Annotated in this window: 16 protein-coding genes and 1 pseudogene; 7 read left to right on the forward strand and 10 right to left on the reverse strand. The window is 52.4% G+C overall.

The window, feature by feature from the left end:
* Positions 1 to 5 precede the first annotated feature (5 nt).
* The gene (locus tag KP22_RS11900) at positions 6 to 476 is read right to left on the reverse strand and encodes a hypothetical protein (protein WP_039324435.1); all 471 of its coding nucleotides are present in this window, start codon (positions 474 to 476) and stop codon (positions 6 to 8) included.
* A 434-nt stretch (positions 477 to 910) separates the two neighbouring features.
* Between KP22_RS11900 and KP22_RS11905 the strand changes: the two genes are divergently transcribed.
* Positions 911 to 2,470 carry an MFS transporter gene (locus KP22_RS11905; protein WP_039306664.1) on the forward strand — a complete coding sequence of 520 codons (1,560 nt, stop codon included), beginning with the start codon at positions 911 to 913 and terminating at the stop codon, positions 2,468 to 2,470.
* Between the two features lie 43 nt (positions 2,471 to 2,513).
* Positions 2,514 to 3,653, forward strand: coding sequence for a beta-galactosidase BglB (gene bglB / locus KP22_RS11910; RefSeq protein WP_039324436.1), 1,140 nt, complete (start codon positions 2,514 to 2,516; stop codon positions 3,651 to 3,653).
* Between the two features lie 441 nt (positions 3,654 to 4,094).
* On the opposite strand, the pseudogene KP22_RS11915 reads toward bglB, so the two are convergent.
* Positions 4,095 to 4,495, reverse strand: a pseudogene (locus tag KP22_RS11915) (SDR family oxidoreductase); the annotation flags it as partial.
* A 131-nt stretch (positions 4,496 to 4,626) separates the two neighbouring features.
* On the reverse strand, positions 4,627 to 5,610 hold the full coding sequence (locus tag KP22_RS11920; RefSeq protein ID WP_039324475.1) for an MBL fold metallo-hydrolase: 984 nt from the start codon (positions 5,608 to 5,610) through the stop codon (positions 4,627 to 4,629).
* Between the two features lie 328 nt (positions 5,611 to 5,938).
* On the opposite strand from KP22_RS11920, the gene queE reads away from it, so the two are divergent.
* Positions 5,939 to 6,610 (forward strand): 7-carboxy-7-deazaguanine synthase QueE, encoded by a 672-nt coding sequence (gene queE, locus KP22_RS11925; RefSeq protein WP_039293384.1) that lies wholly within the window; start codon positions 5,939 to 5,941, stop codon positions 6,608 to 6,610.
* Between the two features lie 54 nt (positions 6,611 to 6,664).
* Here the strand turns inward: queE and queD are convergent, their stop codons facing one another.
* Both queD and KP22_RS11935 read right to left on the reverse strand, forming a co-directional pair.
* Entirely contained in the window at positions 6,665 to 7,027 is a 363-nt protein-coding gene (gene queD, locus KP22_RS11930; RefSeq protein WP_039306667.1) for a 6-carboxytetrahydropterin synthase QueD, read from the reverse strand.
* Between the two features lie 82 nt (positions 7,028 to 7,109).
* Positions 7,110 to 8,444: a glycoside hydrolase family 28 protein gene (locus tag KP22_RS11935; RefSeq protein WP_039306669.1), complete on the reverse strand. Its 1,335-nt coding sequence runs from the start codon at positions 8,442 to 8,444 to the stop codon at positions 7,110 to 7,112.
* A gap of 549 nt (positions 8,445 to 8,993) precedes the next feature.
* On the opposite strand from KP22_RS11935, the gene KP22_RS11945 reads away from it, so the two are divergent.
* Positions 8,994 to 10,286: an ABC transporter substrate-binding protein gene (locus tag KP22_RS11945; protein WP_039306674.1), complete on the forward strand. Its 1,293-nt coding sequence runs from the start codon at positions 8,994 to 8,996 to the stop codon at positions 10,284 to 10,286.
* 49 nt (positions 10,287 to 10,335) lie between these two features.
* On the opposite strand, the gene KP22_RS11950 is transcribed toward KP22_RS11945, so the two are convergent.
* Entirely contained in the window at positions 10,336 to 12,015 is a 1,680-nt protein-coding gene (locus tag KP22_RS11950) for a hypothetical protein (RefSeq protein WP_039306677.1), read from the reverse strand.
* A gap of 398 nt (positions 12,016 to 12,413) precedes the next feature.
* On the opposite strand from KP22_RS11950, the gene cysJ reads away from it, so the two are divergent.
* From cysJ to KP22_RS11965, 3 genes are read left to right on the forward strand one after another with little or no spacing between them, the layout of a single operon-like run.
* Complete coding sequence (cysJ, locus tag KP22_RS11955) at positions 12,414 to 14,243, forward strand: NADPH-dependent assimilatory sulfite reductase flavoprotein subunit (protein ID WP_039306680.1); 1,830 nt, start codon at positions 12,414 to 12,416, stop codon at positions 14,241 to 14,243.
* The gene (gene cysI / locus KP22_RS11960; protein ID WP_039306683.1) at positions 14,243 to 15,976 is read left to right on the forward strand and encodes an assimilatory sulfite reductase (NADPH) hemoprotein subunit; all 1,734 of its coding nucleotides are present in this window, start codon (positions 14,243 to 14,245) and stop codon (positions 15,974 to 15,976) included. The genes cysJ and cysI overlap by 1 nt, the downstream gene beginning before the upstream one ends.
* A gap of 12 nt (positions 15,977 to 15,988) precedes the next feature.
* A complete protein-coding gene (locus KP22_RS11965) occupies positions 15,989 to 16,723 on the forward strand; it encodes a phosphoadenylyl-sulfate reductase (protein WP_039306686.1) in 735 nt (244 codons plus the stop codon).
* 40 nt (positions 16,724 to 16,763) lie between these two features.
* Here KP22_RS11965 and pta read toward each other — a convergent pair whose 3' ends face one another.
* The 4 genes from pta to KP22_RS11985 form a co-directional block, all read right to left on the reverse strand.
* A complete protein-coding gene (pta, locus tag KP22_RS11970) occupies positions 16,764 to 18,908 on the reverse strand; it encodes a phosphate acetyltransferase (RefSeq protein WP_039324442.1) in 2,145 nt (714 codons plus the stop codon).
* 111 nt (positions 18,909 to 19,019) lie between these two features.
* Positions 19,020 to 20,057: an alcohol dehydrogenase AdhP gene (adhP, locus tag KP22_RS11975; RefSeq protein WP_039324445.1), complete on the reverse strand. Its 1,038-nt coding sequence runs from the start codon at positions 20,055 to 20,057 to the stop codon at positions 19,020 to 19,022.
* A 153-nt stretch (positions 20,058 to 20,210) separates the two neighbouring features.
* The gene (gene eutR / locus KP22_RS11980) at positions 20,211 to 21,251 is read right to left on the reverse strand and encodes an HTH-type transcriptional regulator EutR (protein ID WP_039324447.1); all 1,041 of its coding nucleotides are present in this window, start codon (positions 21,249 to 21,251) and stop codon (positions 20,211 to 20,213) included.
* A gap of 241 nt (positions 21,252 to 21,492) precedes the next feature.
* Positions 21,493 to 22,872 (reverse strand): aldehyde dehydrogenase family protein, encoded by a 1,380-nt coding sequence (locus KP22_RS11985; protein ID WP_039306697.1) that lies wholly within the window; start codon positions 22,870 to 22,872, stop codon positions 21,493 to 21,495.
* Between the last annotated feature and the right edge of the window lie 57 nt (positions 22,873 to 22,929).

The raw sequence follows: 22,929 nt of genomic DNA on the forward strand, positions 1-22,929 counted from the left end.
TTAGACTATGCGTTATTTCTGGTAGATAAAAAACGATTCATGATTAAATCTAGATTCTCGTATGCGCCGGCTTTCCAATCGCCATGGAGTGATATTTTACTGTTATAACACTGGCCAGAAAGGGAGAAGCACCATTCTTTATGGCGTTTGTTATAAAAATTCTTTTTGCTATAAGGACAACGTCGGATGACGATAATTTTTCGGTTATTATCCGGTACGTAAATGGGATCAGGAGTGAAAAGGCAAAGTATATCGCTTTGCTTGTGATGGATTTTCGTGTCGAGCGCTAGTGTTAATGTTGTTCCTTGATATAAAAGGTCGACGCTCTCTTTCTCTGCCAGAGCAATATCATTATTTAGCAGGATAGAAGTAAACGGTAGAAAAGATAAGCTTTCATAGGAAATTAATTCGGCTATCGCCACAAGCTCGAAGAAATCAGGCTTGAGTCGATAAATTCCATTACGCCCTACGTTCATCGCAATACCTTTTGCCTGTAGCCTATTGGAAGTTACTCTTATCTTAAGAGGTGCTAATGTTTTGGGTATATTATAGTCAAGGGTGATTTATATCCACATTTTTTTTGTGTGAATTTTTATGGTATCTAATCCATGATTATGGGCCAAGCGGAAGCACAGCCGGACATACGATAGACGCTAGGCCACCAGCAATGATGTATGACCTTTCTCAATAGAGTGATTCGCCCGCATCCTGTGAATTCCGTAAACGAACTTCCGGTTTCGTTAAGTTAAAATAGCTTTTTATAAAATATTTGACGCGGATCGCGCCAATCTTCCCTGTGCTGCCAGCGCGGGGCGCGTGGTGGCAAAAGCGCAAAGGTTTTCACGATCGCCGGGCGCTAACGTAACAGCGTGACACCTTCATAATTAAAAATGCTCGGGGAAGGATGGCGATGAAAACACGTAAGATCGGTTTGGCTAACTATTTAGCCTACGGTTCAGGGGACTTTCTTGGTGCGGGTACAACCGCGCTGACGGCCGCTTGGTTACTCTATTTTTACACTACGTTCTGCGGCTTAACGCCGATTGAAGCAACCTTTATCTTTGCGATGGCACGCGTACTCGATGCTGTCGTCAGCCCGCTGATGGGCTTCCTGACCGACAACTTCGGTTCAACCTGGTTGGGCAAACGCTTTGGCCGTCGTAAATTCTTTATTCTGCTCGGTATTCCCTGCGTATTCAGCTACAGCTTCATGTGGGTGGGGGATATGGGCTATTGGTACTATCTGCTGACGTACCTGCTGTTCGATATCGTCTACACAATGGTACTGGTGCCGTATGAAACGCTGGTGCCGGAAATGACCGACGATTTCAAACAAAAAACCAAGTTCTCTGGGGCACGTATCGCGCTGGCGCAGCTTTCCGCGATTTTAGCTGCCTTCCTGCCGGGCATTCTGTTGGGCTACTTTGGCAAAGACAATGCGGTGTCCTTCTTCTATTCAAGTCTGGTGTTCTCGATTATCTGCGCACTGGTGCTGACGCTGGTCTATTTCTTTACCTGGGAACGGCCACGCGATCAAATGTCGGAAGCGTCGCTACGGGCGGAAAAAGAGCGTCAATCCTTGTCACTGATTGATAGCCTGAAACGGCTGAACGTCGAACTGGTTTCCACGCTGCGCATTCGCATTTTCCGCCAGCATCTCGGTATGTATTTGGGCGGTTATATCGCGCAGGACGTCTTCAATGCCGTGTTCACCTACTACGTGGTTTTTGTGCTGATGCAAAGCCCGACGATGGCGTCGAACCTGATGGGAACGATGGCGATTCTGCAATTCATCGCGGTGATTGGCATGATCCCACTGTGTATTCGCTTCGGGCCAGCGCCGTCTTATCGTTTTGTCGTGTGCCTCTTCGGCCTGAGTGCGCTCTCCTATGCCGTTCTGTGGTACAGCGGCCTGCATGACACCTTCTCTCTGCTGCTGCTGATCTCTGCGCTGGCGGGTATCGGACGCGGTGGGATTAACTACGTACCGTGGAACACTTACACTTACATCGCAGATGTGGATGAAGTGATCACCGCGCAGCGTCGTGAAGGGATCTTTGCCGGGATTATGACGCTGACCCGCAAAGCCTCTCAGGCTGGCGCGGTGATGCTGGTGGGGATTGTGTTGCAACTGTCCGGTTTTGTATCCGGGCAAAGCGTACAAGCGCCGGGCGTCAGCCACACGATTTTGATGATTTTAAGCGTCGGCACCGTCGGCGTGCTGGCGCTGGGCTTTCTGGTCTCCCTGCGCTTTAAACTCAATCTGCAAACGCACAGCGTGCTGCGGGAAGAAACGCTGAAAATGCGTGAAGCCGGGCGTCCTGTGCCGGAGAAGATTACGCCGCAGGCGCGGGCAACGGTCGAAATGCTGGCTGGCATGCCGTATGAATCGCTGTGGGGCAACAACAATATCGGCTATCTGAACCGTCATAACGGCGACAAGTCGGTAACGCACGCGACACAGCCGTAACTGTATTGAACTGTTAACTGATAACTCAATTGGATGAATGACTATGACCGTATTCAGTGTAAAACATAGCCCGCTTTTACGTCAGCCGGAACGCTTCATCTCCCGTGAGGATTTGAAGGCGCTGATTTGCCGTATCACCGACAATCTGGTGAATATTGAGGATAAAACCGGTGAGTTCTTGTTACGGCTGGACGATGGTCGGGTGATTGATACCAAAGGCTGGGCAGGATGGGAGTGGACGCACGGCATCGGGCTGTACGGGATTTATCAGTATTATCAGCAGACGGGTGACGAGCAGATGCGCGCCATCATTGACGACTGGTTTACTGAACGTCTGGCGGAAGGCACACCGACGAAGAACGTGAACACCGTGTGCCCGTTCCTGACGCTGGCTTATCGTTATGAAGAGACGGGCGATGCCCGCTGGCTACCGTATCTGGAGCGCTGGGCGGAGTGGGTGATGTATGAAATGCCACGCACGGACAAGCAGGGCTTGCAGCACATTGTTTATAACAACGAAAACCATCAGCAGCTGTGGGATGACACGCTAATGATGAGCGTGCTGCCGCTGGCGAAAATCGGCAAGCTGTTAAATCGGGCGGAGTTTGTAGAAGAAGCGACATATCAGTTCATGCTGCACGTGCAATACCTGATGGATCGTGAAAGTGGCCTGTGGTTCCACGGTTGGACATTTGAAGGGCAGCACAACTACGCGAAAGCTCGCTGGGCGCGTGGTAACAGCTGGCTGACTATCGTTATCCCTGAATTTATCGAACTGCTGGATCTGCCGGAGCACAACGCGACGCGCCGTTTCCTGTTGCAGGTGTTGGAAAGCCAGATTGAAGCCTTGGCGAAATATCAGGATGACAGCGGCCTATGGCACACGCTAATCGACGATCCAAACTCGTACCTTGAAAGCTCGGCAACTGCCGGTTTTGCCTACGGTATTTTGAAAGCGGTGCGCAAGCGCTATGTCGACCCGAGCTACGCTGAGGTTGCGGAGAAAGCGATTCGCGGCGTGATTAATCACGTCAATAAGGACGGTGAACTGACGCAGGTATCATTCGGCACCGCGATGGGCACCGATCTGGATTTTTACCGTAATATCGCGCTGACCTCTATGCCTTACGGTCAGGCGATGGCGATCCTCTGTCTGGCGGAATATTTGCGGGTGTATTTGTAACGGGTTCACGTGAGAGTTGCCTCTCAGTCATATTGGCTATGCTGGCTAAGGGGCTGTTTCGTGCGCCACACCGTCGCTATTCATATGCGATACCGTATACGCGCCCGACGCAGGGCGCTCAGTCGCCGCCGCCCTGCGAACCCAGGCTTCCGGCTAAATTATGCCGCTGCACGGTTCCATCGGTGTTCCTGCCCGCTAGTCGAGCCGCCAGTTACGCGTTTACTCGCCCCATAAATGGGGCTCACCCTTCGGGCCAGCACAAGTGCTGTTCAAAAACGTCTCTGACGTTTTTGTCCGACGCGGCACTGGCTTTCGCGACGTCCTGTCGCTCACTCGGCGGCCAAGCCCACCGCTGCATAATTTTTACGCCGGATAACGGCAAAACCCATAATAACTCGCAGCATTTGTGTATAAGAAACTCGTGAAGGTAGAAGGAATGCTTTATTTCCCGCCCGCCAGATCGATAAAATTCCCAGTAACGTAAGAGGCTTCGTCCGATAACAACCAGCCTATCGCTTGCGCGACTTCCATTGGGTGACCGCCTCGTTTCATCGGCAGCGGATGCTTGACGCGATCGACCCTTGTCGGTTCTCCACCGTCAGCGTGCATATCGGTATAAATAAAATCGGGTCGCACGGCGTTAATACGAATGCCTGATTGGCGACTTCCAGAGATAAACCAATGGTCAGCGTATCGAGTGCGCCTTTTTGCGCCGCATAGTCGATATATTCATGTGGTGAACCCAGCGCGGCTGCGGATGACGCGTTGACGATGGCACTGTCGTTTCCACCATGCCGGTATGTCATGCGTTTGACCGCTTCTCGTGCACAGAGAAAAATGCCCACATATACGCTTTCTCTGGCATGTAAGGCAGGACAGTAATCCGTCGATCAAGTGGCTGTATGAGCAAATGGCGGAGGTGGTTGCGGAGCAGGAGGCGGATTTGCCCCCTGCTTGAGTGACGCTGAGGGGATTACTGCGACAATCCCGACACGCTGTAATTCGCCGGAAGCCAGCGGTAACCGTTGGTGGTGCCGTTACGTTCCAGGCGTGTACCTACGTGGCCGATACCGGGGAAAGGCAGGTGAGCGCCCGCGACCCAATAACCCTGACTGGCGGCGTCGGTCAGCGCTTTATTACGGGATACCGTCGCCTGATCCATATTCGAGTCAAAGCTGATCGTGGTGGCTGGTAAACTCATCTGTACCGCTTCCGCATGAATGATGTCTCCCCATACCAGCAACTTTTTCCCCTCGCTCTCGACCATAAACGAGGTGTGCCCCGGCGTATGTCCCGGGCTTGGAATCGCGGTGATGCCCGACAGAAGTGACGTCTGCTGGGCCGGGAACGTTTTCAGCTTGTTCTCTTTCTTAATGGTATCAAAGATGTTTTGTACACGTTGGAACGCTGCCTTTCTGCCTTCTGGCGCATTCTTCAGGTTTTCCGGGCTGAGCCAGAAGTCGGTTTCTGGTTGACTGACATACACAGTAGCATTCGGGTAGCTCAGCTTATTGTCCTGTACCAAACCGCCAAAGTGGTCACCGTGCAAGTGGGTCATCAACACGGTATCGACCTGCTCAGGTTTGTAACCCGCCGCAATCAGATTTGGCAGCACTTTCCCTACCGTAGGGTTACTTTGTTTACCGTTGCCGGTATCGATCAAAATCAGGTGTTTCCCAGTATTGACCAAATAGGCGTTGATCGACGTTTCCACCTGTGGAGTCAGCGACTTTTCCGCTAGCAGTTCGGTGATTTTTTCCGGTGGAGTACGCTGCAACAGTTTGTCCATGGGCATGGTATTGGTGCCGTCAGACAGTGCGGTGATTTCGAACTGTCCGAGCATCATGCGGTAATAGCCTGGCTGAGTTTTAATCTGAGCGATATCCTGTGCCTGCGCAAACGCAGGTACAAATGCACAAGAGACGAGTAATAAGGCTAATGGTTTCAATAAGTTCATTTGTTTTTGTCCTTGTTTATTATGAAACATAATAAACTCGTCATACTTCAAGTTGCATGTGCGTTGGCTGCGATCAGTCACCCGAATCACTTACTTGAGTAAGCCCATCGGGATTCCTTTCCTTGCCGCCTTCCTGAAACTCGAATTATTTAGAGTATGAAAGCAGGTGAAATCGTAACAACAGATTGATTATTGCCGCACACGTCGAATTACTCAACTGTTCTCGGCTTGACGTGTTAGCTATGAATGGCTCCTGCGCTGTCTCCGTCCTGCAACGCGAATGATTTAGGGTATAATGTGTTTTTAAGTGAGCGAGACAGTGAAAAACATGCAGTACCCGATTAATGAAATGTTCCAGACGTTACAGGGCGAAGGCTATTTTACCGGTGTTCCGGCGGTGTTTGTGCGTTTGCAAGGGTGCCCGGTTGGCTGTAGCTGGTGCGATACCAAACATACCTGGGACAAACTGGCAGAACGCGAAACCTCATTGGATCAGGTGCTGGTAAAAACGGAAGAAAGCGATGCCTGGGGGGCGGCGAGTGCGGAGGATATTCTGGCACTGATGGCGCAGCAGGGTTACACGGCACGCCACATTGTGATCACCGGTGGCGAACCCTGCATCCATGATTTGGCACCGCTGACGCTACAGCTGGAAAAGCAGGGCTTCAGCTGCCAGATCGAAACCAGCGGCACGCACGACGTGCGCTGTTCGCCCAAAACCTGGGTGACGGTATCGCCAAAAGTGAATATGCGCGGTGGCATGAAGGTGCTCGATCAAGCGCTGCAACGGGCAGATGAGATCAAACATCCGGTAGCGCGTGAACGTGACATCGAAGCGTTGGATGCACTGTTGGCGCGGCTTGATGATGATAAGCCGCGCATCGTAGCGCTACAGCCGATTAGTCAGAAAGACGACGCGACGAAATTGTGCATCGCAACCTGTATCGCCCGCAACTGGCGGCTTTCCATGCAGACCCATAAGTACCTGAATATCGCCTGATATCAGGAGGCGTGAGAAAAGGATCCTCACGCCAGACTACACGCTACTTCCTCGTTACTCGCCTTTATAGACGCAGCCCGCAGTGCAGGTTTCTTTCACCATCACGGCGCTGAGCAGCGGTAATGTCGGCTTCAGTTGTTGCCAGATCCAGTGTGCCAGCACTTCGCTGGTTGGATTTTCCAGACCGGGGATCTCATTCAGATAGTGATGATCCAACCGTTCCCATGTTGGCTTGAATGCAGCTTTCAGCTCAGAGAAATCCATCACCCAGCCGGTATACGGATCCACTTCACCGGTAATTTCCAGTCTCACCATGAAAGAGTGCCCATGCAGTCTCCCGCATTTGTGGCCTTCCGGCACGTGAGGCAAATGATGTGCGGCTTCAAACTGAAAATCTTTAAATAGTGTAGTGACCATAGCGATGTTCCCGGTTTCGTTCTGAAAAAGGGGCTTCCAGAACATAGTATGCAAAAAGCCGTCGCATACTACCCGAAAGTGCTTATTCTTCCAACTGCACGATCGCAGCGTGATGCCAGCCGGATGGCAGCGGATCGGGGCGGTGAATCGTCATGTGGCTGGTGGTCAGGTTCAGGACGCCACGGGCAAAGAGTGCGGGCATACCGCCTGGGTAATGCTCGACGCCGAAGGCGCGACCTGTCGCAGGATCGACCCGATACGCATTATCCAGTCCCATCCCCGTCGGGCGTTCAGGATTACAGGGCGGTCGCACATCGTACATGCCCTGTTCAGCTGAGTCGCTCTGCCGCTGTTCAAGGTGTACAGCATGGAAATGGATATCACGGATGTAGCCTGCGGGCGTGCTGTGTAGGTTAATCGCCCCTTCGCCGATCCCTGCGATCTGAGAAAATTGTACCGCTTCGATCCGGCCTGGTTCGATAGCGGGATCGCGATAGCGCACGGAGATAAAGATCGGATCGGCTTTGCCCCAGTGGCACGGATGTGCGGCAACGCACTGGAACGTGATGTTGCTGAATTGCAGGCGTCGGAATGCGCCACCATCGCGGGAGATCAGGCCGATTGCGCGGTTGGTATCGTAAATAGCGCAGTTGCTGACGGAAATATCTTCGATATCGGCAAAGGTTTCGGTGCCGATTTTCAGTGCGCAGCTCTTGGATCGCAGCAGACAGTTGCTGATGACAACCTGCTGCACCTTACGTTGCAGATGGGGCGGCTTATGGGTGGTTTTGATGCACAACGCGTCGTCGGCAGCGCTCAATGAACAGTTGCTGATTTGTACCTGCTGACAGCTGTCGAGATCCAGCGCATCGGTATTCGCCATGCTCAGATCGTTATCAATCGTCAAACGTTCGACGATGATCTGGCGACAGCTGACCAGATGCACTGTCCACATCGGAGCGTGTTCAATCGTAAAATCACACAAGCGAACCTGTTCGCAATCCTCAAAGACCACAATGCGTGGACGATGTTGCGCAGGCAGACGATAGCCCTGATCGTCAGGTTCCGCAGAAAAATATGCATCGGCATTTCCCATGATCTTACCCTGACCGCAGATCGTGATATTGCGCTGTTGATAGGCATAAAGAAACGCACGGTGCGACAGTTCGGCCATGCTGATCGTCGTGGCCTGTGCAAACTGTTCATAGTCGCCGCTGATAATCAGCTCCGCACCCGCCTCCAGTTGCAGACAAAAATTGGAAGGCAGCAGTAATCCCCCTAATAGATAGCGCCCCGGCTCTACTGTCAGCGTGCCACCGCCCTGTGCCGCAATCCGATCGATAGCCAACTGAAAAATGGCGGTATCCGGTGTGACGCCATCAGCGGCGGGAGAGTAGGACTGAATGGAGTGCTTCATGATGAGATCCAATTTTGTCATTTATGATCGTATTGCAGCACGTTTTGAGGTGTTCGGTAGGATCCGCCACGATGAAATCTGCGAAGCTTGGAACTGGCTTCACAGCGCACGGCATACCACTTAAGAGAATGTGAAAGGGATAACGAAGAGGATGATGTGGAGCTTCATGCAGTGCGTGTTTCATCACGCTTTTGCGCTGTTTTTCCTCTTTTGCCACGCGCGTGGAATGATTTTGTTGTTTTTGTGTTTCTTATTTGTGAATCAAATCTCTTTTTGGTGTGGTGCGTCGGTTAATGATGTGAGGCATCTCCCTGCCGTGTCAGATAGGGCTTATACCACGTGGTTGAAATGCCCGCTAATGCCACTCGCTCATCAACATTTCTTCCGTCAGCCCCGCAAATCACGCGTTTTCCCGCTGCGATGACTAGCGCGATAAAAAAGGTTCTGCCTATCTTGTCAGTGTCGAGAAATATGGTCATGTACCCTACCTGTTCTCATCTATACGCCACACCAGACACACCACACAATAATAATGTCGTTGGGGGAAAAATGAGATTACCTGGACTGATTTTCATCGCCTTCTCTGCGCTCTGTTCGCTTGCGCAGGCTGCTGAACCCGTAGAATTACGTCTCTCGTGGTGGGGAGGAAACAGCCGTCATCAGGCGACGTTGAGCGCACTGGAAGCCTTTCAGAAACAATATCCCTACATCAGCGTAAAACCCGAATATACCGGTTGGGACGGGCACTTATCTCGTCTGACGACGCAAATTGCCAGCGGTGAGGAGCCTGATGTACTTCAGGTAAACTGGAACTGGCTGCCGATTTTTTCCAAGACTGGCACTGGGTTTTATGACCTGAATAAGCTGACCGATACACTGAAATTGCAGGATTTCCCCGAAGATGCGCTGAAGCCAGCGACCATCGACGGTAAGGTGAACGCGATTTCCACCTCGCTGAATGCGCTGGTGATGTACTACAACACGGAAACCTGGAAGAAAGCCGGGCTGCCGTACCCTACCAGTTGGGATGAGCTGTTCCATGCGGGCAAGGTATTTAAAGAAAAACTGGGTGATAACTATTTCCCCATAGCCTCACCTGCGCAGGACAGCGGTGAAGGCGTGCTGGAACTGATCAACTATTACATGACGCAGAAATATCAGATCGGCATGATCGATGAGAAGAACAAGCGCTTTAACTACAGTGAGGCGCAATGGATCGAGGCGTTCCGCTTCTACAAGCGTTTGATCGACGAACATGTGATGCCGTCTTCTAAGTATTACAATGCGTTTGGCAAAGTGGGCATGTATGAAACGCGCCCCTGGATTAACGGCGAATACGGTGGTGCGCATCTGTGGATTTCGGTCGTGAAGAAATATGCCGATCCATTGGCAGCACCCGGCAAGCTTGAACTAGGGCCGTATATCATGACGCCAGGTTCGGAGAATTCAGGACAGTTCTTCAAACCGTCGATGCTGTTTGCCATCAGCAAAAACACTAAACACCCGAAAGAAGCGGCGCTGTTGCTGAATTTCCTGATGAACGACCCTGAAGGGGCGCTGCTGATGGGAACCGAACGCGGTATTCCGCTCAGCCGCATTGCCAGACAAACTCTGGAAGAAAAACAGAAGCTGGACACCAACGATCTGTCAGTTGCCGGATTATCACTGGCGCTGCAAAAGCCGATGCAAACACCCGTTTCTTCCTATCTTGAAGATCCTCAGCTTGCCAGCCTGATCCTGCAAACCATCGAACAACTTGATTATGGCAAAAAGAGCGTCGAAGAGTCGGCGAAAAACTTCAGCAATTCTGGGGAACGAATTCTGAAACGAGTGATTCGCTAGGGCCGTTAGTGATTAAGATAGTCATTGATGGGTAGAGACTGCCGGTGCGTTACGTGAGTTCAGCCAACTGCTGTTGCAGGCTATCGGCCAACGTGCGTGGACGCCCGGCATCAAACATCACATGCAGACTCACCGGGTAATCCCGGTGTTGCAGACAGAAATCCTCCATTTCATGCCCAATGCCGTATAACGCCTGAATATTGGTTTTGGCGATTTCACGCAGCGTCCAGTTGTTCTCTACCTGTTTGCAGTAGTGCAGGGTAAAGAAGGCTTTTTGTGCGTGAACAAACGCGCGGCAATACAGCGTCAGACCGCGCCATTCCTGCTGCCAGCGCTGCCTGAGCGCTTCCGGCATCGTGTGTTCACGGGAAAATTGCAGTGCGGCCTGCTGGCACTGTTCTGCCAGTTGCCAGGCGGCATCTTTCTCTTTCGCAATGTGATAGAGATTCTGTGAAGCCAGCTCGGCATGCTGCGGATCGAACGTAATATCCTGACCGGAACCCGGCAGCCAGTGGTTGCGATTGAGCTGACCGTACAGGCTCCAGATCGCCTGACCAAAGCTGGTCGGCAGCAGACTATGGCGATGGAAAACGTGGTGGCGTGCGTACAGCGACAGAGAAATGGCTTGATGCGCCTGATCGAGCAAGGCAAGCATCGCATGCAGTACGCTATCGTCCGGCTGCCACTGATAGCGCGTCATTAGCCACTGTGCAAACAGCGTACTTTCGTTTGTCGATGCAGTCTGGCTCGTGAGTGATCGGGAGCAGGCGAACAGGGTGAATTCGCTTAGCGTGCCGATCACGCTGTGGTTATCTACGCCCTCCCAACTGATACGGCACAGCGCGCTGACAATCGCAGGATTTTTCTCCCGACACCACAGCAATCGCCCCTGCACCTCGGTGTAGCGCAGGAAGGGGAGATTGCCCCAGCCGACCTCTTCGCCAGCCAGATCCAACTCAACCCAGACTTCGCGCCCGTTAATATCTAACAGTGCTGGATTATTGGGAAATTCAGGCCAGAAGCGTTCCGGCGTGACTTTAATGGCGACGGAGACGGATTCTGGCAGCGTGCGAATGGCGTTCAGAACGTTACCGATATCCTGATGGCTGGCGGGAAACGCGCGCAACACCAGATGGCGCTGGTGATAGTGCATCACACGGGCAACGGCGGAGAATAAACGGTGATAGATCTGCTCGCTGGCGGCGTTAGTCGGCCAGTGCGTGGTAACGGGAACGACGCCATTGATCTCATCGCCGGAAGGGGCAGAAAAGCGCAGCAGGCTATCGCTGTTGGAGATCGCCAGCAGCAGGCCGCTCAGACGTGGAATTTGCTGCATCAGTAGCTCGACTTTGGCGGCAAGGTAGTCGCACCAAAAATCGGTATCCATGCGAAGGCTATGTTTGTCGTCGAGTAACTCCGGGTGATGAAGCAGCAGATCCGTGGGAAATGACAGCTCTTTGCATTGCAGATACAGCGCCAGACCCTGCTCACGGCAGTGTGCCGCAACCTGATTTAGATAAATGCAGCGGGAACGCTGCTGGCTGCTGATGCGATCGTCAAAGCGCGCGTTATTGTAGGCTTCCGGCGTTACCAGTTTATCGAGTAAATCTGCCGCACCCAGAACCAGCGTATTGAAGCCATGTTCACGAGCGTAATCGATGACCGAGATGACCTGTTGCCAGTGCCAAATATCCTGCGTATTGAGTTCCAGTGCGCGTCGTTGCCACATCATTCTTCTCCCGTTGCTACTGGCGTGAGTATCGCATTGATGCGCTATCGCAAAAGATAAATTCATGGAGCGAACGCCAGAAATGTGAGCATGTTCGCTAATGTTGAGCGTCTAATGTGCGGTTGACGGTAGGATTTATCGTGGTGTATTTCATCAGGAACTTTCGCTTTCCAGATACCCATATCGCCATGAAACGCGCACCCCATCGGCTATAACACTTTAAGCAATAAGGACTATCAGAAAAACCATTTAGTCATTTTGGTTATTTAATATTTCCATCATTTCTTTAATTGTTAAGATGCAGATGGTTACCCTTATCCTCCACCCATCTTTTTATTGCATGTTTTTGTATTAGCGCCATTGGCTAACTGCACAGGCACAAGGAAACAGAAATCACAATGACTACTCCGGTTTCCCCCACTTCGTTGCTCCCGCTGAGTGCGGAGCAATTAACGCGTTTACAGGCGGCAACCGGTGATTTCTCATCGACGCAGCTGGCCTGGCTATCCGGCTATTTCTGGGGATTGGTACAACAGCCCGGGAATGTACAGCCTGGTGCAACGATCGCTGCGTCGGCCAGCGCTTCCGCAGTCACGGTGCCGGTACAAACCATCACACTGATCTCTGCCTCGCAGACCGGCAATGCACGTCGGGTCGCGGAACAATTGCGTGACGACCTGCTGGCGGCCAAGCTGTCCGTCAACCTGGTCAATGCGGGTGATTACAAGTTCAAGCAAATCGGGCAGGAAAAACTGCTGCTGATCGTGGCGTCGACGCAGGGTGAAGGGGAGCCGCCGGAAGAGGCGGTCGCGCTGCATAAGTTCCTGCTGTCAAAAAAAGCGCCGGAGCTAAAAGACACCGCGTTTGCCGTGTTTGGGCTGGGTGATACCTCTTATGAATTCTTCAGCAAGGCGGGTAAGGATTTTGATAGTCGTCTGGCTGAGCTAGGCGCGGAACGCCTGTTGGATCGCGTTGATGCCGATGTGGATTATCAGGCGCTTGCTGAACAATGGCGACGTCAGCTGGTTGATATTTTGCAAGCACGGGTGCCGGTTCAGGGCAATGTGGTGGCACAGCTTGCTGCTCAGGGCGCACTGGATGAAATTACCAGCAGCCCGTACAGCAAATCCTCACCGCTGCATGCCACGTTTGCCGTCAACCAGAAAGTGACCGGGCGTAACTCCGAAAAGGATGTTCGCCATATTGAGATCGACTTGGGTGATTCCGGTTTACGTTATCAGCCGGGTGACGCACTGGGCGTGTGGTTTGATAACGATCCTGCGCTGGTACAGGAGCTGCTGGAATTGCTGTGGCTGAAAGGCGATGAACCCGTCAGCGTTGACGGCAAGACGCTGCCGCTGTCGCAGGCGCTGAAAAGCCACTTTGAATTGACGCAAAATACTGCGCCGATCGTCGAGAAATATGCGGCGTTGTCGCGTAATGAGACGCTGTTGTCGTTGCTTGCTGATAAGCCTGCGCTTCAGCAGTTTGCGCAGCGCACGCCGCTGGTTGATATGGTGCGACAAGCGCCAGTAGAACTGACGGCGGAACAACTACTTGGTCTTCTGCGTCCGTTGACGCCACGCCTTTACTCCATTGCTTCATCACAGGCGGAAGCCGAAAGCGAAGTGCATATCACTGTTGGCGTAGTGCGCTACGAATACGAAGGCCGTGCGCGTGCCGGTGGTGCCTCCAGCTATCTGGCTGACAGGTTGAGTGAAGATGATGAAATCCGCGTCTTCATCGAACATAACGATAACTTCCGCCTGCCCGCTAACTCGGACACGCCAGTCATTATGATCGGGCCGGGAACCGGAATTGCGCCGTTCCGCGCGTTTATGCAACAGCGCGATGCCGAAGGGGCAGAAGGGAAAAACTGGCTATTCTTTGGTAACCCACACTTTACGGAAGACTTTCTGTATCAGGTTGAATGGCAGCGCTACGTGAAAGAAGGGCTATTGACGCACATCGATCTGGCGTGGTCGCGCGATCAGGCACACAAAATCTATGTACAGGACAAACTGCGGGAAAAAGGTGCGGAAGTGTGGCGCTGGATTCAGGACGGGGCGCACCTGTACGTATGTGGTGATGCTAACCGTATGGCGAAAGACGTCGAGCGAGCACTGCTGGATGTGATAGTTGAGCATGGCGGCATGGACAGTGAACAAGCCGATGAGTTTTTAAGCGATCTGCGCCTTGAGCGCCGTTATCAGCGAGATGTGTACTAATGAGCGAAAAATACGTTTTCAGTGAAAAACACCCTGGTCCCCTGGTGGTAGAAGGGAAACTCGCTGATGCCGAGCGCATGAAGACAGAAAGTAACTTTCTGCGCGGTACGATTGCTAACGATCTGAACGAAGGTCTGACCGGTGGTTTCAACGGTGATAATTTCCTGCTGATCCGCTTTCACGGGATGTATCAACAGGATGACCGTGATATTCGCGCTGAGCGTGCCGAGCAGAAGCTGGAGCCACGTCATGCGATGATGCTGCGCTGCCGTCTACCCGGCGGCATCATGACGCCGGAACAGTGGCTGGGTATCGATCGGTTCGCCAGTGAAAGTACGCTGTATGGCAGTATCCGTATTACGAACCGTCAGACGTTTCAGTTTCACGGTATTCTGAAACCGAACGTGAAACCTGTGCATCAACTGCTTAACCGTTTGGGGCTGGATGGGCTGGCGACGGCAAATGATGTGAATCGTAACGTGCTGTGTACCTCCAATCCGGTGGAATCTGAACTGCATCAGCAGGCGTACGAATGGGCGAAAAAGCTCTCTGAACATTTGTTACCTCGCACTCGCGCTTATGCCGAGATCTGGATGGATCAGGAAAAAGTGGCGACGACGGATGAGGAACCGATTCTGGGTTCGACCTATTTGCCACGTAAGTTCAAAACCACGGTGGTGATCCCGCCGCAGAATGATGTGGATCTGCACGCAAACGATCTTAACTTTATTGCGATTGCTGATAATGGTCGTCTGGTGGGCTTTAACGTACTGGTGGGGGGAGGGTTATCTATCGCCCACGGTGACAAAGCGACCTTTCCACGCACTGCCAGTGAGCTAGGCTACATTTCGATTGAACACACGTTGGCCGTTGCAGAAGCGGTAGTGACCACGCAGCGCGACTGGGGTAACCGTACCAACCGTAAAAATGCCAAAACGAAGTACACGCTGGAACGTGTGGGTGTGGACAACTTTAAGCAGGAAGTGGAAGCGCGTGCCGGTGTGAAATTTGCAGCGGTGCGTCCGTATGAATTCACCGAACGTGGCGATCGCATCGGCTGGGTAAAAGGTATCGATAATAAATGGCACCTGACGCTGTTTATCGAAAATGGCCGTATTCTGGATTATCCAGGTCGTCCGCTGAAAACGGGTCTGGCGGAGATCGCCAAGATCCATAAAGGGGATTTCCGCTTAACGGCGAATCAGAATTTGATCGTTGCGGGTGTTCCAGCGCGTAGCAAAGCGAAGATTGATGCGCTGGCGCGTGAGCACGGCCTGATTGATGACAGCGTCAGCGAGCAGCGCAAGAATTCGATGGCCTGTGTATCATTTCCGACCTGTCCGCTGGCGATGGCAGAAGCCGAGCGTTTCCTGCCGGAGTTCGTCACGAAAGTGGAAGGCATCATGCAGCAGCACGGCGTAGGGGATGAGCACATCGTTCTGCGTGTGACGGGCTGCCCGAACGGCTGTGGTCGTGCGATGCTGGCGGAAATCGGTCTGGTGGGCAAAGCGGTGGGTCGCTATAACCTGCACCTCGGCGGCAATCGCGAGGGGACACGCATCCCTCGTATGTATCGCGAAAATATTAATGAAACCGAGATTCTTGCCGAAATCGACAGGCTTGTCGGGCTGTGGGCGCAAGATCGCCAGCAGAATGAAGGCTTCGGTGATTTTGTTATTCGTACCAACATCATTAGACCGGTGCTGGATCCCGCTCGCGATTTTTATGACTGACAGGAGATCCTGATGGCCGAATTTAACCTCAATGCGCTCAACGCGTTACCGAAAGATGAACAGGTAGCCGCATTGGCGGCTGTGAATGGCCAGCTTGAAAAACTGTCCGCACAGGAAAGGGTGAGCTGGGCGCTGGAGAATCTGCCGGGCGATTTTGTTTTGTCGTCCAGTTTCGGCATTCAGGCAGCAATATCGCTACATCTGGTGACGCAACAGCGGCCGGATATTCCGGTCATCCTTACGGATACTGGCTATCTGTTTCCTGAAACCTATCAGTTTATCGATGCACTGACGGAGCAGTTGAAGCTGAACCTTCAAGTGTATCGCGCCGCAGAGTCTCCAGCCTGGCAAGAGGCGCGCTACGGCAAGCTGTGGGAGCAGGGGGTGGAAGGCATTGAGCGCTACAACCTGCTGAACAAAGTCGAGCCGATGAACCGGGCGCTGAGCGAGCTAAACGCAGGAACCTGGTTTGCTGGCCTGCGCCGTGAGCAGTCCGGTAGTCGGGGCGAATTGCCCGTGTTGGCGATTCAGCGCGGCGTCTTTAAATTCCTGCCGATTATCGATTGGGATAACCGGACGGTATATCACTATCTGAAAGAAAACGGCCTGAGCTACCATCCGCTGTGGGATCAGGGCTATTTGTCAGTCGGCGATACGCACACCACCCGCAAATGGGAACCGGGTATGAGCGAAGAAGAAACCCGCTTCTTCGGCTTAAAGCGCGAGTGCGGGTTGCACGAAGGGTAAAACAGAAAACCGGGCATCGCCCGGTTTTTTACTTCTGGGGTTAAGGGCTGTGCTGCGCGCCCTGAATCGCGGTCAGTGCGATGGTATAGACGATATCGTCAACCAGCGCCCCGCGTGAAAGGTCATTTACAGGTTTGCGCATCCCTTGCAGCATTGGCCCGATAGAGATCAGGTCGGCGGAGCGTTGAACGGCTTTGTAGGTGGTATTGCCGGTATTCAAATCCGGGAAAATAAAAACGGTCGCTTTCCCTGCTACCTTTGAGTCCGGTGCCTTAGCGCGGGCAACATCTGCCATAATCGCGGCATCATATTGCAGCGGACCATCAATAATCATATCCGGCCGTTTAGCTTGTGCCAGCCGCGTCGCCTCCCTCACTTTTTCGACATCGTTGCCAGAGCCGGAATTGCCGGTCGAATAGGATATCATCGCCACGCGTGGTTCAATGCCGAATAGCGCCGCTGAGTCTGCGGATTGAATCGCAATCTCGGCCAATTGTTCTGCCGTAGGATCGGGGTTGATCGCGCAGTCGCCGTACACCAATACCTGCTCGGGCAGTAGCATAAAGAAGATGGAGGATACCAGAGAGCTTTCCGGAGTGGTTTTAATCAGCTGTAGTGGAGGGCGTATCGTGTTGGCAGTCGTGTGTACCGCGCCAGAAACCAGACCATCAACTTCGTCTTGTTCGAGCATCAGCGTGCCAAGTACGACATTATCCTCCAACTGCTCACGGGCGACGATGTCCGTCATTCCTTTGTTTTTTCGTAACTCAACCAGACGTGGCACATAGCGTTCCCTGACAACGTGGGGATCGATAATCGTGATACCATCGCTCAGCGATACGCCTTGAGACGCCGCGATGTGCCGAATATTTTCCGGATCGCCTAATAATACACAGTGAGCGATGCCGCGTTCGGCACAGATGGCAGCCGCTTTGATTGTACGTGGTTCATCCCCTTCGGGTAACACAATGCGTTTACCTGCGCGACGCGCCAGTTCGGTTAACTGATAGCGAAACGCCGGTGGTGACAGACGATGCGTACGCTCGGTGGCCGCACTCAGCGTATCAATCCAAACGGGATCGATATAGCTTGCCATGTAGTCGCATACCTGCTCGATACGCTCGTAATCATCAACGGGCACTGTTGGCTGGTAGCTCTGTAAATCCAAAGAGGTTTGCCAGGTATTACTCTGTACCAGATAGACGGGCAGGCCTGTGGCAAAAGCGCGTTCGCATAAGGTATGGATACTGCGGGGGATAGGCTCGCCTCCGGTGAGCAGCAGAGCACCGATTTCCACCCCATTCATCGCAGCCAGACAGGCGGCAATAATAACTTCAGGACGATCGGCTGATGTCACCAGCAGTGCACCAGGCTGGAAATACTGCAACATGTGCGGCACGCTGCGCGCGCAGAAGACGATCGATTTTATGCGACGAGTCTGTCGATCGCCGCTGTGGATCGCGGTAGCCTGCAAATGACTGACAATATCGCTGACCCGAGTTGAAATCAGATCAAAATTCCATGGCACCGCGCCGAGTAAAGGAAGTGGGCTCATCGCCTTCAGTCGCTTTATGTCCAGACTGACGACGTTAGCTCCGGTTGCATCGTCAAAAATCCGCGAAAGATCTGGTCGTGCGCGGCCTTGTTCATCAACTGGGGCATTGAGCTTATTGACGATGGCACCAATGATGGAGGTTCCTTTATTGGGTTTCAGACTGCTTCGCGCCAGTTCAATACGTGCTTTTAGTTCATCGGCATTGTCAGAACCTTGCGACAGAACCAGAATGACTTCCGCGTTCAGGGCATTGGCAATCTCCATATTAAGCGATGCTGCGAATGGGTGCTTACGCGTCGGTACCAGACCTTCAACCAGCACGATATCGGCATGGCGGGTATTTTCGTGATAACGGGCAATAATGGTTTCCAGTAAAATCTCTTTTTTCTGCTGTGACAGCAGTGATTCTGTATGCGCTATCGTAAGAGGTTCCGCAACGGGAAGGCGGGAACTGGTGCGAACTATTGCCGTGGTTAGATCTGTGATGTCGTTACTGTCGCGCGGCTGCGCGACAGGCTTGAAGATACTCAGGCGTACGCCTTTACGTTCCATTGCGCGAATAAGGCCAAGGCTGACGCTCGTCAGCCCCACACCTGTGCCAGTAGGGATGAGCATAATAGTACGGGACATGTTTTATCCTTCTTATTTTCTCTGGCGATATGGACTCGTGATACTTCACGTTACCTGTACGTGCTGGAACTCACCAACGTTCAGTCCTGAACGTGAAGGTTCAGAGGGAAGTTAACCGTGATTTAGCGCCGCCAGGCTACTGCTACGTAAATCAATGACCATCCGGCCCTTGATTTTTCCTTGCTCCATTTCTTCAAAAATGGCGTTGACGTCGGTCATTGGGCGTAGTGTCACTTTAGGGACGACTTTCCCTTCCTGAGCAAACTGGAAAGCTTCCTGTAAATCCTGACGTGTCCCTACCAGTGAACCGATGACCTGAATGCCATCGAGCACCAGACGCGGAATGTACAGGTCCATACTTTCGGGAGGCAGGCCGATAGCAACCACACGCGCCCCGGCGCGTACCGCATCAATGGCAGAATTAAACGCCGCCCGCGCGACGGCGGTAACGACAGCAGCATGCGCACCGCCCACTTTTTCCTGAATGATTTCCGCCGCGTTTTCTTTCGCTGGGTTGATGACTAAATCTGCACCCATCTCTTTTGCAAAGGCCAGTTGGGCATCGTTAACATCCACGGCGATAACGTTGGCATTAAAGACATTTTTTGCGTATTGCAATGCCAGATTCCCTAATCCGCCGAGGCCATAAATAACAATCCACTGGCCGGGCTTAATGGTGGAAACTTTGACCGCTTTGTAGGTTGTTACGCCCGCGCAGGTAATACTGCTGGCCGCAGCCGGATCCAATCCATCGGGAACCTTGACCGCATAATCTGCGATGACAATACATTCTTCAGCCATACCGCCATCGACGGTATAACCAGCATTTTTGACGCCACGGCATAGCGTCTCATTGCCGCCGACACAGTATTCACAGTGTCCACATCCTTGATAGAACCAGGCCACGCTGGCACGATCGCCCGGTTTGAGTGAGGTGACTCCGGGCCCAATGGCTTTAACGATGCCAATGCCTTCATGGCCGAGAATGACCCCGGTTTTATCGCCATAATCGCCATTCTTGACGTGCAGATCCGTATGACAGACACCGCAGTATTCCATGGCGAGCAGCGCTTCGCCGTGGCCGGGTTCGCGTGATGCTTTTTCAATAATTTCGGCTTTTCCACCTTTACCGGCGACAACTGCTTTCATAACTGACTCCTGTTCGTATTTAACATATAAATAAGCTGACGATGACACATGCCGCTTGTGAGGCGACGGCGAAAAATTAATATGAGTTTGACCTTGTGGTGCTGTATGGCATCACAGAAAGACTCGTTATATGGATAAAGAAAAGATAAGTGGCTAGTGCTGTAAGCGCCGTCGTAGCGTTAACGATGGCTTCTCGTTAAAGAGCTTTTGATAATCTCTGGCAAACTGGCCCAGGTGCCAGAATCCCCATTGCATGGCGGCATCTTGAACCGTACGGTGCGGCGATATTGGGCTGATGAGTTCGCGACTAACCGCGTTGAGACGGATGATTTTTAGCCAGGCATTGGGACCAATGCCTACCACGCTGTGGAAGGCGTTCTGTAATGTTCGGCGACTCACGTGTAACTGGCGGCAGAGATCGAGCACAGTGACCGGCTCTGATGTCTGGCTCAACACATACTCACGTACAAAAGAAATCAATTTGCGATGGTGATGACTTTGCGCATATTCAGAGGACGGCTGAACGTTTTCCAGAAAGGAAATGAGCGTAGTCAATAGGTTATGTTTCAGCACTTTTTCTGCATTACGTGTTTTCATCACGTGGGGGAAATGACAGCTATACCACAGAGCCTGACGGATAAATGAACACAGCGTGGCTTTTTTGTCGTGTTCTATTTGCAGCGTTGCTCCCTGATTCAACCTCTGAGTCAGCCATTCTGGATCGCTGAGTGCGCCAATATACTGATTAAGCACATCGTGTGAGATAACAACGCCCAAAATGGAAAACTCATCCGGTGTACTTAATTCAAATTCTTTGCCGCCGGGGCTAACAGCGATGCTGTATTCATCCAGCGGTTGGGCATCAATAAATCCCATACTCTCTTGTGTCGAAGGGACGCCGAACCAGAATGAACCGGGCCATACCATACAAGATTGGCGGAGTGCGAGGTTCGTGTATTCGTGACAAAGCTGAATGCCATCTAACAGTAATTCCTGAAGTTCGCCGCGGAAATGGCCGGGTGAAACCTGATCGTACAACTGCTGCCAGGCTGTGATCGTACAGGACTGGGCATAAACATCCTGTGTAGAATACTGATGGGTGTACTGCTCCTGCCCTTGAGAAGACAATCCTTTTTCTGGAGGAGTGACCCTGGCATCAAGCTGATGCAGTAGTGGGGTATTCTCGGTTCTCATATGCATTTTCCTCCCAGAAAAAGCCTGACTCTATGGTGATATCCAACATTGTGATACCCAGCCTGCTTGCAAGCCATCGTCGCTATAACGTGCTCCTGCCTGTTATTCACGGCGATGGCTGTATACCCGTCATACTTCAAGCTGCTTGTGCGTTGGCTGCCCTTAAATACTCGGCCTATCGTGGGCCTCGCCCTTAAGAGCCGCGGCAACTCGAATTATTTAGGGTATGGTACTGATAAAATTAAACGATCCTGAACATATCTACCATCACACAGCGTCGAATTCGCACAAAAGTGCGTGCGGATGTCACACCTTCGCCCGTCGGCGTAGAAATGGTCATGGACGTACACCCTTCGCCGCCCAATCCTAATCCCGCGATACAGGGGCCATTTTTCACAAAGATGCTGGTGTTGATCGCATTCGCCATCTTGTGCAGATTATTAATATTTGTCGAATGCATGGCGGCGGTATGGCGGCGTCCGCCTTCCAGATGGATGGCAAGTTCGATGGCTTCCTCTACATTCCGTACACGAACAATGGGCAGAACCGGCATCATCATTTCGGTTACGGCGAATGGATGATTCGCGTCCGTTTCCGCCAGTAACAGGCGAGTGTGTTCGCTAACATCCAAACCTATGGCCGCCGCAATTTTGGCTGCGTCGCGTCCTACCCAATCACGATGTGGACGGCCGTTCCCATGCTCATCAATATCGGTGAGTAACAATGACTGAAGTTGCTCGGTTTGTTGGCGAGTGAGTAATACAGCCTGATGGTATTGCATTTCCGACAATAACTCATCGGCGACGCTGTTGACCACGATTGCCACTTTCTCATCGACACAGATAATGTTGTTATCAAACGATGCGCCGCGAACAATATCACGTGCGGCGCGTTCGATATTTGCCGTCTCATCAACAACGACCGGTGGATTCCCCGCGCCAGCGGCAATCAAACGTTTGTCTGTATGTTTGCGGGCTGCTTCCACGACGGCTTCGCCCCCAGTCACAACCAGCAGGCTGATACCAGGGTGCCGGAATAGCCGCTGTGCCGTTTCAATATTAGGCTCTGCCACCGTCACTAACAGGTTCTCTGGGCCACCTGCGGTAACAATGGCTTTATTCAACAGACTGATCGTGTAGAGCGACACTTTCTTTGCCGAGGGATGTGGAGCAAAAACGATACTGTTGCCCGCGGCAATCATACTGATGGCGTTATTGATAACGGTGGCGGCCGGATTGGTTGACGGCGTGACGGATGCCACGACGCCCCAAGGTGCGTTTTCAATCAGCGTGAGGCCGTTATCTCCTGTCACTACTTTTGCCGACAGGCTCTCGGTTCCGGGCGTGCTACGCGCCTGTGAGACATTTTTGGCATATTTATCCGCCACGCGTCCCATGCCGGTTTCTTCCACAGCCATTTCGGCCAGAACCTGCGCATAGCGTTCGCCAGACTGACGGATGGCCGCAATGACGTTTTGCCGTACAATGACGTTATCCAGCCGTTTTTGCGCGTGCGTGGCGGCAGAGACGGCATCGTCCAGAGAGGCAAAGATCCCATATTGTGCATCGAAATCAGTAGCAGGGCGTGCCGGGGCGTTGAGCTCGAGTGTTGATTGTTCCATACGCGCAATCCTCTTCTATTAATAAGCTAATTTGGCTTGACGTTTGTCGTGGCATGA

The sequence above is a fragment of the Pectobacterium betavasculorum genome (assembly GCF_000749845.1).
GTDB classification, from domain to species: domain Bacteria; phylum Pseudomonadota; class Gammaproteobacteria; order Enterobacterales; family Enterobacteriaceae; genus Pectobacterium; species Pectobacterium betavasculorum.